General features: G+C 41.5%; 15 protein-coding genes and 1 riboswitch. Of the genes, 13 read left to right on the top strand and 2 right to left on the bottom strand.

What is annotated here, in order from left to right:
• The first annotated feature begins 142 nt into the window (after positions 1–142).
• The 8 genes from ACZ47N_RS03340 to ACZ47N_RS03305 all read left to right on the top strand — a co-directional run bounded on the left by ACZ47N_RS03340 (position 143) and on the right by ACZ47N_RS03305 (position 9,777).
• On the top strand, positions 143–1,192 hold the full coding sequence (locus tag ACZ47N_RS03340; RefSeq protein WP_464887731.1) for a tripartite tricarboxylate transporter substrate binding protein: 1,050 nt from the start codon (positions 143–145) through the stop codon (positions 1,190–1,192).
• A gap of 105 nt (positions 1,193–1,297) precedes the next feature.
• Positions 1,298–1,786 (top strand): tripartite tricarboxylate transporter TctB family protein, encoded by a 489-nt coding sequence (locus ACZ47N_RS03335; RefSeq protein ID WP_464887730.1) that lies wholly within the window; start codon positions 1,298–1,300, stop codon positions 1,784–1,786.
• Between the two features lie 15 nt (positions 1,787–1,801).
• Positions 1,802–3,319 carry a tripartite tricarboxylate transporter permease gene (locus tag ACZ47N_RS03330; protein WP_464887729.1) on the top strand — a complete coding sequence of 506 codons (1,518 nt, stop codon included), beginning with the start codon at positions 1,802–1,804 and terminating at the stop codon, positions 3,317–3,319.
• Between the two features lie 103 nt (positions 3,320–3,422).
• Positions 3,423–3,605, top strand: a riboswitch (cobalamin riboswitch).
• A 180-nt stretch (positions 3,606–3,785) separates the two neighbouring features.
• On the top strand, positions 3,786–5,363 hold the full coding sequence (locus tag ACZ47N_RS03325) for an ABC transporter substrate-binding protein (protein WP_464887728.1): 1,578 nt from the start codon (positions 3,786–3,788) through the stop codon (positions 5,361–5,363).
• Between the two features lie 28 nt (positions 5,364–5,391).
• On the top strand, positions 5,392–7,101 hold the full coding sequence (locus ACZ47N_RS03320; RefSeq protein ID WP_464887727.1) for an ABC transporter ATP-binding protein: 1,710 nt from the start codon (positions 5,392–5,394) through the stop codon (positions 7,099–7,101).
• Positions 7,094–8,074, top strand: a complete 981-nt coding sequence (locus tag ACZ47N_RS03315) for an ABC transporter permease (protein WP_464887726.1) — start codon at positions 7,094–7,096, stop codon at positions 8,072–8,074. The genes ACZ47N_RS03320 and ACZ47N_RS03315 overlap by 8 nt, the downstream gene beginning before the upstream one ends.
• A complete protein-coding gene (locus tag ACZ47N_RS03310; protein WP_464887725.1) occupies positions 8,071–8,928 on the top strand; it encodes an ABC transporter permease in 858 nt (285 codons plus the stop codon). Before ACZ47N_RS03315 ends, ACZ47N_RS03310 begins: the two co-directional genes overlap by 4 nt.
• A gap of 33 nt (positions 8,929–8,961) precedes the next feature.
• Entirely contained in the window at positions 8,962–9,777 is an 816-nt protein-coding gene (locus tag ACZ47N_RS03305; protein WP_464887724.1) for a class I SAM-dependent methyltransferase, read from the top strand.
• A 7-nt stretch (positions 9,778–9,784) separates the two neighbouring features.
• On the opposite strand, the gene ACZ47N_RS03300 is transcribed toward ACZ47N_RS03305, so the two are convergent.
• Positions 9,785–10,942: an aminotransferase class V-fold PLP-dependent enzyme gene (locus ACZ47N_RS03300; protein ID WP_464887723.1), complete on the bottom strand. Its 1,158-nt coding sequence runs from the start codon at positions 10,940–10,942 to the stop codon at positions 9,785–9,787.
• 173 nt (positions 10,943–11,115) lie between these two features.
• Here ACZ47N_RS03300 and yedE point away from each other — a divergent pair, with 173 nt between their 5' ends.
• From yedE to megL, 5 genes are all read left to right on the top strand, one after another.
• Complete coding sequence (gene yedE / locus ACZ47N_RS03295; RefSeq protein WP_464887722.1) at positions 11,116–12,195, top strand: YedE family putative selenium transporter; 1,080 nt, start codon at positions 11,116–11,118, stop codon at positions 12,193–12,195.
• The gene (locus ACZ47N_RS03290; RefSeq protein WP_464887721.1) at positions 12,188–12,397 is read left to right on the top strand and encodes a sulfurtransferase TusA family protein; all 210 of its coding nucleotides are present in this window, start codon (positions 12,188–12,190) and stop codon (positions 12,395–12,397) included. Before yedE ends, ACZ47N_RS03290 begins: the two co-directional genes overlap by 8 nt.
• Positions 12,398–12,410: 13 nt before the next feature.
• Positions 12,411–12,662 (top strand): putative Se/S carrier protein, encoded by a 252-nt coding sequence (locus ACZ47N_RS03285; protein ID WP_464887720.1) that lies wholly within the window; start codon positions 12,411–12,413, stop codon positions 12,660–12,662.
• A 101-nt stretch (positions 12,663–12,763) separates the two neighbouring features.
• A complete protein-coding gene (locus ACZ47N_RS03280) occupies positions 12,764–14,713 on the top strand; it encodes a beta-propeller domain-containing protein (protein ID WP_464887719.1) in 1,950 nt (649 codons plus the stop codon).
• Positions 14,714–14,833: 120 nt separating this feature from the next.
• Positions 14,834–16,033 (top strand): methionine gamma-lyase, encoded by a 1,200-nt coding sequence (gene megL, locus ACZ47N_RS03275; protein ID WP_464887718.1) that lies wholly within the window; start codon positions 14,834–14,836, stop codon positions 16,031–16,033.
• A gap of 5 nt (positions 16,034–16,038) precedes the next feature.
• Here the strand turns inward: megL and dinB are convergent, their stop codons facing one another.
• On the bottom strand, positions 16,039–17,244 hold the full coding sequence (gene dinB / locus ACZ47N_RS03270; RefSeq protein WP_464887717.1) for a DNA polymerase IV: 1,206 nt from the start codon (positions 17,242–17,244) through the stop codon (positions 16,039–16,041).
• Positions 17,245–17,266 lie beyond the last annotated feature (22 nt).

The raw sequence follows: 17,266 nt of genomic DNA, 5'->3' as shown, positions 1-17,266 counted from the left end.
AGTGACGGAGCACAGGAGCCTTAATATGTGCTCCGGCCAAGCCCCTTATGTAACTATTGCAGTACCCTTCCTTATGATTGGTAGAGAGATCAATCGATTAATGGGCTGTATATAAGTGGAGAGCGAAAAGGGGGGAAAAGAGATGAAGATTAGAAAAAGGTTGATTATGCTGCTAGTGCTGATAATGGCTGGGACCATGTTAATTGGATGCGGAGGAGAAGAGCCTTCAGAAGAAATGGAAGCACCAGTGGATACGGAAGAAACGGCGGAAGCTACAGCAGAACCGTCAGCAGAACTGGAAGAAGAAATTGATATTGATATTGTGGTAGGATTTGGTGCTGGGGGTTCAAATGACCTGACAGCAAGGTATATGGCAGAACATATGAGGGAATTTGGCATTAACGCTAATGTTGTAAACATGCCAGGAGGCATGAGTACAGAAGCGGCTTACTACGTATCCAACCAGACACCAGATGCTAATATGTTTTTTTGGGGTCATACGGGACCTTTATTATTTGAACCTGCGGCTGGAGACAGAGGATATACCATCGATGATTTTGAGCCAGTTGCTACCTTGGCAAGTCCCACCTTTGTTATTGGAAACCGGAAGGGAGCTCCGTGGGAAACCTTAGACGATTTAATGGCCTATATGGAAGAAAACCCCAATGAAGTAACCTTTGGAGGACAGGGGGAAGGTAATGTTCGTCATTATATCGTAGAAAAAATCTTACCACCAGACGAATTTGATTATGTTTTTGTGGGACTGGAAGGTGGAGCTGATGTAGCGTTAAATCTAACAGGCGGGCATGTGGATGTTGGACACTTGAGTTTGGCTGCGGCGGTTCCGCTGCATCAAGATGGAGATATGACCGTAATGGTCAATACTCAACCACTAACGGAAAGAGATGAACTGATGCCTGAAGTTCCGAATGTATCAGAATATGGCATAGAAGATGGAAGGGAAAGACATCCCATCGCGTTATGGGCTGTGAAGGGAACGGAGCAGGCCATAAAAGATCGAATTTCCAATGCAATTGGCGAAATTGCTGAAAAGCCAGAACTAAAGGAAAGTTTTAAAGATATGGGAGTAGTGGCACATTATTTAAATGCAGAAGAGACTTGGGATTTTTATATGGATGTTAAAGAAACCATGGTTCCAGATTACATGGAATGGATTCAAACACTAGATTAGTTTTCTATGAAAAAATAGACCAAAGCCATTGGAAATCGCTTTGGTCTATTTTGAAAAGACAGAAATATCGGACTTTAAAAAAGTATGAGTCAGGAGCGTGTAAACATGAGCTCAAAACACCTATTATCTCTAAACTCAAAAGTTGGAATTCTTATTGCTATTATATCCTTAGGTGGGTATGCATGGACATTTACTTCTCCCTTAAGAACCATGGAGCTATTTGTACCCCGTATTTCTTTGATTTTGATGGCTATTGGAGGCATCTTGGTTCCGATTAGAGAAGTGATGAAACCAGAAACTAAGATTGAGTTCAAGTTTACTGGAAAACTTCCATATGCCTTTGGTATAGCAGTATATATGTGGGCATATTCTTGGTCCTTCCGAAATATAGGGCTCGTAACATCAACTTTTGTTTTTCTGTTTGTATGGTGGCTTTGGTGTGTATATCGAGATGTAAAACGGAAAAACGAATTTCAGCAAATGGGAAAAAGAGTAGCTAAAATGGCTGCATTAGCAGTGGTGGTTTCTATTGTCATACACATCTTATTTATCGAGTTATTATCCATGTATATGCCTAGAACACCATTGCCATAAAGGGAGGGATAGAATATGGCTATTGATACCGTCGCATTAACAGGAGCAGTATCGGATGTATTTACGATTCAAACCATCCTTTTTATTATGATGGGAATCGTTGTAGGGATTTCGGTAGGTGCTATTCCAGGCCTTGCACACAGCCTCCCTATTGCACTTGTATTGCCTTTTTCATTTATTTTACCACTGGCACAAACCATGGGATTGCTAATCGGTACATATGTGGGCGGGACCTACGGTGGATCCATAACGGCCATTGCCTTTGGAACACCAGGAACCTCTGGAGCGGCAGCAACTGTAGCAGATGGTTATGCCTTAACCCAGATGGGAAAAGGCAAAAAAGCCCTTCAAATGGGCCTTTATGCATCTGTTTTAGGAGGTTTTTTCGGGTCCTTTGTATTGATTTTCCTAGTCGTACCGATAGGTAGAATGGCGCCAAGTTTCGGGCCAGCAGAATTAACGGCCCTTTATATGTTGGCACTATCCTTAGTCGTTGTTTTCTCCGCAGAAAACCCAGGAAAAGGGATTATGTCTGCAGGAATTGGTTTCTTTTTAGCCATTATTGGACGGGATATTATTACTGGTGGTTTACGCTTTACTTTTGGCATAAGACAAATGCAATCAGGATTTCCTTTGGTACCACTGCTTATGGGCTTTTTTGCATTGCCGGTGATTGTGAAAGAAATACATGGTTTTATCAAAGATCCAGATAAATCTGGGGATTTGGGCGATAGCATCCTAGATGAAGCAAAAAAGAAAGAAAAAGGCCTTACCCTCAAAGAATTATTTAAATCTGGTAAGGCTATTGGCATTGGGTCTGTACTAGGCACATTCCTAGGAGCACTTCCAGGACCAGGAGCCACACTTGCTTCTTACACATCTTATTCTGTTTATAGTCAAATAACCAAAGATAAAAACTATGGCAAAGGATCCCTAGATGGGGTAGCAGCTGCGGAAGCTGCTAACAATGCTACCTGTGGAGCGACCTTTATTCCTATGTTAACCTTCGGGATACCAGGCAGTTCCATTGCAGCTTTAATGATGGCTGCTTTGGTTATGGAAGGAGTTCCGGTAGGACCCAGGGTCGTGGTTGATCATACCCAGGTAGTTTATACGCTGTTTATTTTAATGCTGATGACGAATCCACTTAATTTGATTTTTGGATGGATACTGATTCCTGTATTTTCAAAGCTTTCAAAGATACCTGCGGAAGTCCTATGGCCTATCATTGCACTTTTTCTTGTGATAGGAACCTATGCCTATAGCAATATGCCCTACCATACGATCATAGCAATTGTATCTGGATTCATTGGGTACTTCTACAAATGGTATAAGCTACCAGATGGTCCATTGATCCTAGCATTTCTGGTAACACCTCTTTTTGAGGCCAGTTTTCGACAGGCCTTAACCATTGCCAGAGGAAACTATCTGTATTTTGTAGGGAGTCCGATTTCTATTGGTCTATGGACTGTCACTATTCTTTCGATCTTCTTTTTTCTACGTCGCAAAAAAGAAATACTGGAAGAGGATTAGAGTAACAAGATATTTATGCTTTGTTTAGAACGACTTTTGCATAGGCAGAAGTCGTTTTTTCTACGGGCTTGTATAAGGAACCTGAACTTGATATAATAACATATGATTAAAATGCATCAAAGGTGCCCTTGAAAAAGAGGGAGAATAGGGAAGACCGGTTGAAATCCGGCGCGGACCCACCACTGTAAACGGTGACAAATCCCCACAAGGCCACTGAATTTTTTTGGGAAGGCGGGGAAGAGGAAGAACCGTAAGCCAGGAGACCTGCCTTTGGATGAGAGCCAATGAACATGGGGAAAATGTTCATTATTCGTTATAAAAGCAGACTTACAATGGGAAAAGTCTCTTGATAAAATCAAGGGGCTTTTTTTGACGGATATATTTTTCTCATCTCTCCAAAGGGTGGAATTAGATTGTCTATGGCTATGAAAGAGAATCAAATAGAATAAAAAAGGAGAGAAAAAAGATGAATGGAAAAAAGTTCAAGGGATTATGGATAGGTGTATTGATCATGATGATGATTCTAAGTGGCTGCACCAATTCCGTATCACAACAAGAGAGTCAGGAAGCAGACCAAGAAGCATCTCAAGAAACGGTCATACGGTTAGAAGGTGGAGACTACGGGTTACCTCAACCTTACACCACCCACTCTCGGGGACCTGGTCGTTATAAAGTGAATCTGATATTTGACAAACTGGTAGAAAAGGATGAAAAAGGATATATTCCTTGGTTAGCAGAAAGCTGGGAAATCTCTGAAGATGGAAAAGAATACCAATTTAAACTTCAGGAAGGTGTCCAATGGCATGATGGAACCCCTTTTACAGCAGAAGATGTTGCCTTTACCTTGGAATACGCTAAAAAATTCAAACCAGTGGTGTCTTCAGCTCACTTGATGGACGAGGAGTTTGTCAAAGAAGTTGAAGTTCTTGATGAACATTCCCTAAGGGTTTCTTTAGGGGAGCCTAGTCCAATTTTTATCGAAGAATTGTATAGTATCAACATAATACCTAAGCATATATGGGAAGAGGTCCAAGCACCAGAGTCCTTCTCGGATCCAGAATCTTTAGTGGGAACAGGTCCTTACCGTCTTACGGATTATGAACAAGAACATGGTACCTACCGATTTGTAGCGTCAAAAAACTTTTGGGGCCCCAGGCAACAGGTGGATGTAATTGAGTTTATACCCGTAAGCGATCCAGTACTGGCATTGCAGAATGGTGAGATTCATCTTACGGACATTCCCATGGACTCGTTAGATCGATTCATGGAAGAGGCGAATTATAAATTGGTAGAGAAGCCTGGCGTATGGGGATATCGATTGCGTTTTAATATGGAAAAAAGACCAGAATTACAGGATCGGAATGTAAGGCAAGCCATGGCATACGCCATTGATCGTCAATCTTTGGTGGAGAAAATAGCCAGAGGAGGAGCAATTCCAGGAAGTATGGGCATTCTTCCTCCAGATCATCGTTGGTTTCACCCAGATCTTCCTGCCTACGAACACTCCTTGGATCAAGGGAGGGCATTATTAGAGAAGAGTCAGTGGTCAGAAGGAATTTTATCTTTTGAATTATTAACCGGAGAAGATCAGGAATCTAGAATGGGCGAATTGATTCGAGAACAGTTAGAAGATATTGGTATTGTAGTTAATCTTCGATCTATGGATAGTCAGTCTAGAGATCAGCAAATTGCTGATGGTCAATATGAAATGGTCATTGTAGGACACGGAGGTTGGGCCAGAGATGCTGACTATTTGAGAGCTCGATTTACAGATGCAGATCAAGACTGGGTCAATAGCGTGCCGGGTTATCATAACGCCCTCCTTACAGACAAATTAGAGGAACAAATTCGAATCATGGATGAAGAGCAGCGCCGGAATCAAATGATGGAAATACAAGGAATATTGGCAGATGAAATACCAGAAATTCCTCTATTTCTACGGACTGGATACACGGTATATAATCTGGAAGCATACGATGGATGGATGCATGTGTTTGATCATCATAATATGACGCATAATAAATTATCTTACTTAGAACGGTAAAGGGAAGAGAATAAGCAAGGAGGACGTCATGGATCGAAGGATAAAAGCCAGTTGCATACAAGTGGAATATCATACAGCAGGAAATCTGTTTAAGGCATTAAAGGACACTTCTTTTACACTTCGGGAAGGACGGAGCCTTGGAATTGTTGGTGAGTCTGGAAGTGGAAAGACAACCTTAGGGATGGCGTTGATGGGGCTCGTGGATAAGCCTCATCAAACAGCTGGAGAGGTAACGCTATTTGGAAATCCCTATCTGAGTCTTCAGAAGGACGAGCAAAAAAAATATCGCTGGGATACCATAGCCATGATGTTTCAGAATGCGTCAGAAGTATTGAATCCCGTTATGACCATAGGGAATCAATTAACGGAGCCACTGATAGAAAAAGGATTCATTACATCTAAGGAAGCAAGAGAAGAAGCAGAAGAATTACTAAAACTTGTAGGATTAGAGGGATGGGAAGCTAGTGCTTATCCGCACCAGTTATCTGGAGGAATGCAGCAACGTGTGTTGTTGGCAATGGCAATTGGCTGCAAGCCACGATTTCTTATTCTGGATGAGCCAACCAGCTCCTTAGATGGAATTGCTCGACGGGAAATGATCCAAACTATAAAGTTTCTTCAAAAGAAACTGGATTTTGCCATGTTAGTGATTTCTCACGACTTGAAATTAGTCAGTCAACTGACACAAGAAATCATGGTTATGTATGGAGGGCGAGTAATCGAAAAAGGATTGACGGATGCTGTACTTGAAAAACCCATGCATCCATATACCTGTGGATTCATGAATGCCTCGGTAGAAATGGCTCCCTATAAAGATCTATGGGGGATTCCAGGAGAGACCAGGAATGAGGATGGAGAGGAGGGGTGCGTGTTTAGAGGACGCTGCACCCAGTCTTTAGATACTTGCCAGTCTCATGTACCAGCATTGCAAGGAGTATCTATTGAAAGAGAAGTCGCCTGTCATCAAAAGGGCCTCACTAGCATACTGAAAGCAGAGGCCGTATCAAAAACCTATTGGGTAGGAGATAGAAAAATTCATGCACTTAGTAAAGGATATATGAATATTCGCCATGGAGAAACCCTGGCTTTAATCGGTTCATCTGGATCAGGGAAATCAACTTTTGCAAAAATAATGGCTGGTTTTTTGTCACCAGATACGGGTACACTCTTTTACCAAGAAAAACCATTGAAAAACAATCAAGTGGCATGCTGCGAAAGGGGGATCCAGCTAGTGCTTCAAGACCCCTTTAGTGCCCTAAGCCATCGTCTTACAGTAGAAGAAGCAGTAGGAGAACCGCTGCGAATCAACCGACTCGCTTCGGAAGACGAAATCATCCAACGAATTAGAAAAGCCCTTGAGTCCCTCCAACTTAATTATGACGATGGTTTTCTAAAACGATATACTTCCAGTCTAAGTGGTGGGCAGCGACAACGGGTAGCGCTAGCTCGGGCCTTGGTCATGCGACCAAAAGTTCTGATAGCAGATGAGATTACTTCAATGCTTGATGTTTCTACTCAGGCGAATGTGTTAAGGCTCCTTAAACAATTACAGAATCAGATGGGTTTTGCATTGCTGTTGATCACTCATGATTTAAATCTAGCTAGAAAAGTGGCGGATCAATTGATCGTGATGGAAAAAGGAAAAATGATAGAGGAAGGGAAAGCGAGTCGTATTTTTGAAAATGCTAGTAAAAAAAGCAGCGATGATTTATTGAAAGCCGGGCTTGCTGATGGATAAACCATGGCAATATCTGCTGACTTTTTTTGTTATTCTAACCCTTAATTTTGCTTTGCCCAGAATGATGCCAGGAGATCCATTTCTTTATATCAGCGGCGAAGAAAATGATATGACAGTTCAATACTCACAGGATCAATTAGAATACTATAGAGAGTACTACGGGCTGGACCAGCCCATCTTAACTCAGTATTTCTATTATTTAAGAGAGATAGCCAGTGGGGATTTGGGATTTAGCTATTCCCATAGAGAAAATGTGAGTACACTGATCTTGAATCGGCTTCCATGGACGATGCTGCTGGTTACTTCATCAATGATCCTTAGCTTGGTGGCAGGAACGCTATTGGGAAGTTATTCGGCTTGGAGAAGAAATAAATGGAATGACTCCATGTTGTATCCCTTGGTGATGGTGATATCAGAAATACCAGCTTTTCTGATTGGACTTGCCTTGTTGGTGGTTTTTGCATCCACATTGGGATGGTTTCCTCTATCCGGAGCTAAAACCCACTTTGCTATTTATCAGAATGTATGGGAGTCATGGTGGGATATAGGAAGCCATGCAGTGTTGCCAGTAGCCACCTTAACGATTGCTCGGACTGGAAGTATTTACCTCATGGTTCGTAATAGCTTGAGTACAGTGCTCACAAAAGACTACATGCGAACCGCCAAGGCCAAGGGATTGAAGGAATATCGAATTCGATACCTGCATGCACTGCGCAATGCACTAGTGCCACTTATTACACGAATTGCCCTACAATTGGGAGGACTGGTGGGTGGTGCGGTGCTAGTAGAAAATGTGTTTGCTTATCCTGGATTAGGCACATTGATGACAACTGCCGTAGCACAACGGGATTATCCACTGCTTCAAGGAATTTTTCTGGTGACGGGGACATCGGTAATTCTAGGGAACTATTTTGCTGAACGACTTTATCATAAACTGGATCCGAGAATAGGGCAGGAGGGAAAAAAACGATGAATACGGTCTGGTTAAACTGGCAAGAATTTTGGTTGAAAAGAAGGCTATTGGGAAAGATATCCTTAGTGGTGTTATTGCTGCTACTGACCATGGCAATCTTTGCGCCTTTCCTTACAACAATGCCTCATCATCGTTCTTCTGGTCCAGCACTGGAACCTCCTGGTTGGCCCCATATCATGGGTACGGATCAACTAGGGATAGATATATGGGCCATGATCGCTTACGGTGCTCGCATTAGTTTGGCCGTTGGAATAGGGACATCGTTATTGGCGGGTGTTGGCGGTGGGATGTTGGGCATGGTGGCAGGCTGGAAAGGGGGGCGAATTGATGGGTTCATCCAGCGATTAATGGATGTGATGTTGGCACTACCTGATTTGCCTTCAATGATTGTGATTGCAGCCTTTTTTGGCTCCAGTTTAAGAAATATTATCCTAGTATTAGCACTGTTTTCTTGGTCTAGACCAGCGAGAATTTTAAGAGCTGGCACCTTATCTCTGAAAGAACAGCCGTATATTAAAATGGCAGCTCATTACGGTGCTGGAACCGGGTATATTCTAAAAAAGCATTTGATACCAGAATTGTTTCCATTGCTTGCTATCAGTATGATTCGATTAGCCAGCATGGCCATTGTAACAGAGGCTTCTTTGGCTTTTCTGGGATTAGGAGATCCGGCTTCTAGAAGTTGGGGGATGATTATTCATCATGCCGTCAATTTTCAGGGGATTTACCTCACTTCCTTTTGGAAGTGGTGGCTGCTGTTTCCATGGATTTTTATCACCTTATTGGTAACAGCCTTAGCATTGTTAGGGCGTGATTTGGAAGGAATGGCTGACCACCGGATCAGGCAAGGATAAATAGGGATCGGAAAAATATAGAGGAGTGAAAAAATGGAAAAAGAGATGACCTACTGGAAGGAAATGCTACAGCAAGATTTAGATATGAAGACGTGTGAATCGTTTTGGGATGATCGGGCAGAAGAATTTAGCCAGAGATCGGAAAAACGACAAGAAAAAGCCAATGAATTGGCTGAAGACATGGTTTCGAGAGGGTATCTTTCGAAAAATAGCCGCATTTTGGACATAGGCTGTGGACCAGGCACTTATAGCTTGGCCTTTGCTAAACAATGTCAAGAAGTGGTAGCGATGGATATTTCTTCGAAAATGCTGGAGCATCTAAAGGAAAAGGCGACTCAAGAAAATCTAGAGACGATTACCCCGATCAAAGGAAACTGGGATGAAATTAATTTGCAGCAATATGGATGGCATCAACAGTTTGATTTGGTCATCGCATCCATGTCTCCGGCCATTCATGATGGAAATACCTTTGATAAAATGATGGAAGCCAGCAGAGGGTACTGCTATGTCAGTGCTTTTATTGAAAGGAAAGACTTGGTGGGAGATGAAATACACAAACGGATGGGGAAGGAGAAAGCCCATCAAACAGATAAAATTCAATGCATAAAAAATATTCTCAGGCTTAAGGGAATTCATCCAGAGATCCATATCAATCAGCGAAAATGGGAAATGAGAATGCCAGTGGAAGAAGCTTTCCGACACTATACTCAGAAAATACGAATTAAGCAGGCGCTATCGGAAAAAGAAACAGAACAGATCCAGAGCTTTCTGGACAGCCACCAAGAAGCAGGCGAGATATTAGAAAAAACAGAGGCGACTGTCGGAGAATTGCTCTGGTGTGTATTGTAAAAACCGATCATAGAGGCGTTGAAAGAATTTCTTTCAATGCTTTTATGGCATAGGCAACTTCATCCTTTGTGTTGTAATGACCAAAACTAAATCGGACCGTTCCTTCTGGAAAAGTACCAAGGGTTTTATGGGCAGAAGGAGCACAATGCATTCCAGAGCGAGTCATAATACCGTACTTTTTTTGTAATTGGTGGCAAATTTGTCCCTGATCTTGATTTTTAAAAACCAAAGAAACCACAGCGGTTCGTTGGTAGATCTCTTTTGAGCCGATTATGTCTATGCCATCAATCTGAGAAACCTCTTGAAGAAATACTCTTGTTAAATCCATCTCTATGGCATGAATCTTTGAAAGACCAATCTTTTCGATATATTCAAGAGCTGCATGAAGACCATAAATTCCAGGAAGATTCAAGGTGCCTGCTTCGAATTTGTCAGGCATGTAATCTGGATGTACTTCTTCATCGGAAAGACTTCCCGTGCCACCTTCCGTAAAAGGAGCTACCAATTTTGAAAACTCTGGTGTCAACACCACTCCACCTATACCCTGTGGACCCAGCAAGCCTTTGTGTCCAGTGAAGCAAATGGCATCTGCTTTTAATTTTTTCATGGAAAGAGGAATGACACCAGCTGTTTGCGCTGCGTCAATAATAAGACGCAATCCATGTTGGCAGCAAAAATCTGATAGAAGTTGCAAAGGCATGATGGTACCGCTCACATTAGACGCGTGGGTGATAATGATAGCTCGTGTATTTGGGGTTAAAGAATCCTTCAATGTTTCTGTTTCCAACCATCCCTCATGGCTACAGGGAATTCGTGTGTAGCTAATTCCGTCTTTTGTCAGACGGGTAAGAGGACGCATTACTGCATTGTGTTCCATGGAAGAAACCAATACGTGATCCTTAGGCTGTAGGAAACCTTTAAGAATTAAGTTTAAGCTTTCTGTTACATTGCGAGTAAAAATCACATTTTCTGGATAAGAAAAATCAAAGAGTGCTGCCAATTTTTCTCGGGTTTCAAACACCATATTACCAGCATCAAAACAGGCTTCATAACTTCCACGTCCTACATTGCCACCCACTTGGTTTAAATAATGAATCATCGACTCTCCCACGCCTTCTGGCTTTGGAAAGGTAGTAGCACCGTTATCAAAATAGATGTTTTTCATCTTTAATCACCTCTCCTTTTGATTATGATTCTTTTCTTTTGAAATTACAATTGATTTTTTGAATGAGATTTAAGAAAGGGATAGAAAATCTTTATTTCTATTTTAGGAAGAAGATTGTTAAAATGAAGACGATATTATCATAAGAAATGTTATGTGAAGAGGAGGTTTTACCATTGATCCGTAAGAAAGAGTTGCTTATGGCAGGAGGTGTGGTGGGTCTATTATCAGTGATTCTCGGCTATTTTGGGAATCCAGCTAATATGGGCTATTGCATTGCCTGCTTTGTGCGGGATGTAACCGGAGCAGTTGGAATGCATCGTGCAGAGGTTGTACAGTATGCTAGGCCCGAAGTAATGGGATTGGTGCTAGGAGCATTTATCATGGCTAAAACAAAAAATGAGTTTGCATCAAAAGGCGGATCGGCTCCTTTTATTCGTTTTTTCTTGGGAGCACTGATGATGATAGGGGCTTTGGTGTTCTTAGGTTGTCCATTAAGAATGGTATTGCGTTTAGCAGGAGGAGATTTAAACGCATTGCCAGCAGCGGCTGGTTTCGCAGCAGGTATTGGCATTGGAATATTTTTCCTAAACCGTGGCTTCAATCTTAAACGAAATTATAGTTTAGTTTCATCAGAAGGGTATATTTTTCCGATGCTTAACGCCATATTGCTGTTTGTGCTGGTTGTTTTCCCAGGTGTGCTTATCTTCAGTGAAACAGGACCTGGTTCTATGAGGGCTCCACTTGTGTTAGCTCTTGGGAGTGGCCTTATTGTAGGAGCTGTGGCTCAAAGAACTAGAATGTGTACCATGGGTGGTGTTCGGGATGCTTTTTTGTTTCGAGATCACTTGCTGCTTATGAGTTTTATTGGCATTTTTGTAGTTGCTTTAATAGGAAACTTGGCTACCAATCAATTTTCCTTAGGATTTGAAAATCAGCCAGTGGCACATACAGAAACCTTATGGAATTTCATGGGAATGGTGGTAGTAGGACTATCAGCAGTCATGTTAGGTGGCTGTCCTCTAAGGCATTTGATTTTGGCTGGCGAAGGCAATACAGATTCAGCCATTACAGTGATGGGTCTGATGGTAGGAGCAGCTTTTGCTCATAATATGAGTTTGGCCTCCAGCCCTGCTGGTGCTACCAGTGGTGGGAAAATTGTGGTCATGGTGGGGATGATTATTCTGATTGGAATTGCATATTTAAATTCTGAACTGGCAGATTCAAAAGTGAAAGGGGACGTTAAAGTTGGTTAATGTAGATGCAAGGGGCTTATCATGTCCGCAGCCAGTCTTGATGACAAAAAAAGCAGTAGAAAAGAAGCCTGAAACCTTGACCGTTTCTGTTGATAACGAAACTGCTAAGAATAATGTCTTGCGTTTTCTTAATAGCTCAGGGTATACTGTTTCTATCGTAGAAGAGGGAGAAGATCTGCAACTCATTGCGAAAACCAATTGAAGGGAAGAAGTATATGCATGATTACATGGTGTTATTTTTTACTCACTCAGGAGCTATGAAATTTAAACGAAAGTCTAAAAAAGACTCTTTTTCCTGTGAGTTGATGCCAGTACCCAGACAGCTGAGTTCTAATTGCGGCGTTAGTGCACACATTTCCTATGATGGAGAAATTCATAACCTTTTAAATGATGAGATAGAAAAAGTGTACCGTATCGAGGAAAACCAGTATCGATTAATTTATGATGAAGACCAAGCCACCGAATAATTTCGGTGGCTTTAAAATTGTTGAAACCAAAGGATGGAATTTACGTCTTTAAGGGTAAGGAGTAGAATGCAGAGTAAAAATATATGGAGGGGGGAATTGGGATGCCGAGCAATATAAAGAGAATCAGCCTTTTGGGAATGGTGATTTTGATCTGGATGTTTCCGTATTTCAGTATGGGCATAGAGAATGAAAAAACAGGTGGCATTGAAAAGCTTAGGGGGTTTGAAGAATTCAAGGAATTAATGGAAGCCCATAAGCCTCATGGGGACTACCGACACGCCATAGAACCAAACATTTTAATGGAAGATGCCATGGAGGCGACACCAGTTACCAAAAGCATTGAAAGTCAGACTGCAGATCATTCAAGCACCAATCTTCAGGTAGAAGGAGTGGATGAAGGAGATTTGGTTAAAACTGATGGCGAGTATCTTTATCGAGTGGATGAAAATCGAATTGTCATTTTGAAAGTAGATCCAGAACATCCAATGGAATTAACCAGCGTCATCCAGCTAGAGGAAGGATTTGGGACGGAAGAAATATATTTGGATGAAAACCATTTAATCGTCTTGGGGACAGGAAAACCAATTCGGCCTATGCCAGATCCGGTGATTTATGATTCTGCCGTGGAACAGGAGGCCCCCATAGCAAATGTGTTGCCACAGGTGGAGGGAAAAAGGATATATCCACCGCCCTACTGGCACCAGCCAACAACAACTTGTTTATTAATCTATGATGTGGAAAAACCTAATAAACCATCTTTGTTGAGACAAGTGATCCTAGAAGGCCGCATCGTGTCTTCCAGAAAAATTGATCAAGCGATTTATTTTGTGACCAACAGAAGCTTGGACTATTACAGGATTATGCAGCATTTTCCTGAGAAAGCCCAAAGCTTGATGCAGCCGGTTTTTATAGATTCAGCCTTGGAAAATGGAGATTTGCAAACCATCCAATATGATCGAATTGGATATTTTCCAGAGGCCATTGCATCTAACTATATTACCGTAGCAGGTGTGAATCTGGGTCGACCAAGTGAACCAGTGAACACAGAAGTGTTTTTAGGTAGAGGAGATAATCTGTATGCTTCCCGAGACAATCTTTATATGGCCATGGAAAAATGGGGAGCAGGAGATTCTGAAACAGATTTGTTTCGTTTTGCCTTAGAGGAAGGTGAGATAGAACATAAGGCAACGGGCAGTGTTCCAGGAAGAGTGTTGAATCAATTTTCTATGGATGAATTCGATGGAACCTTTCGGATTGCCACCACTACGGGTCAAATGTGGCGAACCGATGAACATACATCTAAGAATCATCTTTTCGTTTTAGATCTCGATCTCCATCAAGTTGGTTCCATAGAAAACATTGCTCCGACAGAACGAATCTATTCCGCTAGATTCATGGGAGAACGAGCTTATTTAGTGACTTTTAGAGAAATAGATCCATTCTATGTAATTGATTTGACGGATGCAACATCACCTGAAATATTAGGATATCTTAAAATTCCAGGATACAGCGACTACTTACATCCCTATGATGAAAATCATATTTTAGGCTTTGGCAAAGAAGTATATGATGTGAAAGGCAATGCCATTCCTGGTGGGTTCAAGATAGGGGTATTTGATGTAACTAATGTAGAAGAACCCATAGAGACATTTAAGATAGAAATTGGAGATACAGGCACAGACTCGGAGTTACTGAGAAACCACAGGGCACTCCTTTTTTCAAAAGAAAGAGATATCATTGCATTTCCGATTACCGTCATGGAGAAACCAGTCGATAATCAAGAAAATCCATGGCAATGGGGGGAGTTTACATTTCAAGGGGCTCATCTATATAGCCTTGATTTGGAAGCTGGATTTCATCTTAAAAACAGGATTACACACGTAAGCCCAACGGATTATAAGAAAGCAGGTCATCGTTGGTACAATAGCTCCAAAAACATTGATCGAATTATGTATGTAGGAGATACTTTGTTAACTACTTCTAGACATAAGGTTCAACGCCATGATTTAAAGAGCTTTTACCTATTAGATGAAATCATTATAAACGACTAATCAGTAGGTCAAAAGAAAATTTCAACAAAAAAGAAGGTGTTTCAAAAAAATTGTCGAATTAGTTAAGATAGAAAGAGACTTCTCACTACTATGGAATGAAAACAGGAGGGTTTGTGTACCATGAAAAAAGAACAGCTAAAGAAGCAAGGTTTTGCAACACAGAGCATTCATGCCGGAGCCATAAGAAATGAACAAGGGACATTAGCAACACCGATTTACCAAACGGCTACGTTTTTATTTGATTCGGCGGATCAAGGTGGAAAACGCTTTGCTTTGGAAGAAGAAGGATATATTTACTCACGAATAGGAAATCCGACCAATACAGTTATTGAAGAAAAAATGGCTTTATTGGAAGGGGGCGAAGCTGCCTTAGCAACGGCTTCAGGGATGGGAGCCATTACCTCTGCCATATGGACAGCGGTCAAAAGTGGAGATCATATCATTGCAGGCAAAGCACTTTACGGATGCACCTTTGCCTTGTTAAGCCATGGCCTAAGTCGGTTTAATATCGAAGTAACCTTTGTGGATATGAAAGATCCTGAAAATGTTCGGAAAGCCATGAAACCTAATACGCGAATCGTCTACATGGAAAGTCCAGCGAATCCAACCATGGAAATTGCCGATATTGAAGCCATCAGTCATATTGCCCATGAAAAAGATAATTGTTTAGTGATGGTGGATAATACCTTTTGCACTCCCTATTTACAAAAGCCTTTGGAACTAGGAGCGGATGTGGTAGTGCATTCTGCTACAAAATATCTTAATGGCCATGGAGATGTGATTGCGGGATTTGTGGTAGGGGAGGCAGAATTTTTGACAGAAGTGAGAACCTTTGGATTAAAAGACATGACTGGTGCTGCCATTAGTCCTTTCAATTCTTTCTTGATTGAGAGAGGGTTAAAAACCCTTACATTGCGAATGGATAAACACTGTGAAAATGCAAGAAAAGTGGCTCTGTTCCTTCGCAATCATCCAGCAGTAAAAGAAGTTTATTACCCAGGATTTGATGATTTTCCACAAGCTGAATTGGTAAAAAAGCAAATGAAACAGCCAGGTGCCATGATTGCTTTTCTGATTCACGGCGATTTGGAAAAAGGAAAACAAGTGATGAACAAAGTGGAATTATGTGGCTTAGCTGTGAGTTTAGGAGATGCAGAATCCTTAATCCAGCATCCAGCCAGTATGACCCACTCTACCTATTCTCCAGAAGAATGCCAAACGGCAGGGATTTCACCAGATTTAATCAGGCTATCTGTGGGACTCGAAGAGGTGGAAGATATCATAGCGGATCTGGATCAAGCACTCAATAGTATTTTATAAGAATTTCATCGATTCTTACGGAGCAAAGAAGCACGGCTGATAGTTTGAGAGCCGTGCTTTTTTCGTATTTGATCCAGTACTTCATCAAGTTGATGGGTCTTGTCTACTGGTTTATTTGGATGAGAATGCTCTAAGGCATCAAAAATACTCATTTGCTCTCCTGACTCCTGAAGAGTAAACCCAGAAAGGCTAATGCCAATTAGACGAACGCTTTTGTTGCTGGGCCAATTGTTTTTCAATAAACGAAAGCCTATATCAAAAAGATCCTTTGTATAATAGGTGGCAGGGACTGTAGCTTGTCGGGTAATGGTGCTGAAATCATGAAACTTCAGAACAATTTGGATCTTCGTCCCTTTTTTATGGTGTTTTCTGGCTCGTATTCCTACCTCTTCCGCTAAGGATAAAAAAATGGAACGGACAGATGCTGCTGTGCATGCATCTGTCACTAAAGTCATAGACCGACCAATGGATTTCATATCTTCTTTTAAATGTGGAACTACTTCAGATGGGTGAATCCCATTGGCTTTTTGGTGCAGGTCCATCCCTTGACTACCCAAGTGTTTTAATAAGTCTGCAGGATGAAAATGGGCTAAATCACGGATGGTATAAATGTGCAACTGGTGAAGTTTTTCCATGGTTTTTTTTCCGATTCCATGCATTGCTTGTACAGGTAAAGGCCAGAGTTTTATAGGGAGATCCTGAGGCCACAATTCCGTGATTCCTAGGGGTTTTTTCATATCTGCAGCCATTTTAGCTAAAAATTTATTATCAGAAATACCTATGGAACACCATAAATCCAGTTGGGTATTTAGCTTCTCCATAATCTTTTGAGCTGTTTGATGTGGCGGACCTAAAAGTTTTTCTGATCCAGTCATATCCAGCCAAGCTTCATCGATACTGTTTTGCTCAACCACTGGAGTATAGCCAGACAAACAATCCATGACTTCTTTGGATCGTTGGCTGTAATAAGAATGATCAGGGGGAACCGTTGTTAAATGGGGACATTTTTTCCAGGCTTCATGCAAGGTCATCGCCGTTTTAACACCATAATCTCGGGCCAAATAATTTGCTGCTAAAATGATGCCAGTTCGTTTTTGAGGATCACCAGCAACAGCAGCAGGAACTTTTTTCAATGCATTTTTGCGGCTCATTTCGCAGCTAATAAAAAACGCATTCATATCCACCAAAAAAACAACTCGTTTTTTTGTCATGATCATCATTCCTATCGGTTCT

It is taken from the genome of Tindallia texcoconensis (assembly GCF_055383815.1).
The sequence above is the reverse complement of the archived record's forward strand: the minus strand, read 5'-3'. Positions and strand labels throughout refer to the sequence as shown.

Coding starts and splice junctions, on each gene's coding strand:
- ACZ47N_RS03320 (WP_464887727.1), top strand. CDS start 5,392: ATGGATCGAAGGATAAAAGCCAGTTGCATACAAGTGGAATATCATACA.
- ACZ47N_RS03330 (WP_464887729.1), top strand. CDS start 1,802: ATGGCTATTGATACCGTCGCATTAACAGGAGCAGTATCGGATGTATTT.
- ACZ47N_RS03300 (WP_464887723.1), bottom strand. CDS start 10,942: ATGAAAAACATCTATTTTGATAACGGTGCTACTACCTTTCCAAAGCCA.
- ACZ47N_RS03285 (WP_464887720.1), top strand. CDS start 12,411: ATGCATGATTACATGGTGTTATTTTTTACTCACTCAGGAGCTATGAAA.
- ACZ47N_RS03340 (WP_464887731.1), top strand. CDS start 143: ATGAAGATTAGAAAAAGGTTGATTATGCTGCTAGTGCTGATAATGGCT.
- ACZ47N_RS03305 (WP_464887724.1), top strand. CDS start 8,962: ATGGAAAAAGAGATGACCTACTGGAAGGAAATGCTACAGCAAGATTTA.
- megL (WP_464887718.1), top strand. CDS start 14,834: ATGAAAAAAGAACAGCTAAAGAAGCAAGGTTTTGCAACACAGAGCATT.
- dinB (WP_464887717.1), bottom strand. CDS start 17,244: ATGACAAAAAAACGAGTTGTTTTTTTGGTGGATATGAATGCGTTTTTT.
- ACZ47N_RS03335 (WP_464887730.1), top strand. CDS start 1,298: ATGAGCTCAAAACACCTATTATCTCTAAACTCAAAAGTTGGAATTCTT.
- ACZ47N_RS03280 (WP_464887719.1), top strand. CDS start 12,764: ATGCCGAGCAATATAAAGAGAATCAGCCTTTTGGGAATGGTGATTTTG.
- ACZ47N_RS03310 (WP_464887725.1), top strand. CDS start 8,071: ATGAATACGGTCTGGTTAAACTGGCAAGAATTTTGGTTGAAAAGAAGG.
- ACZ47N_RS03325 (WP_464887728.1), top strand. CDS start 3,786: ATGAATGGAAAAAAGTTCAAGGGATTATGGATAGGTGTATTGATCATG.
- ACZ47N_RS03315 (WP_464887726.1), top strand. CDS start 7,094: ATGGATAAACCATGGCAATATCTGCTGACTTTTTTTGTTATTCTAACC.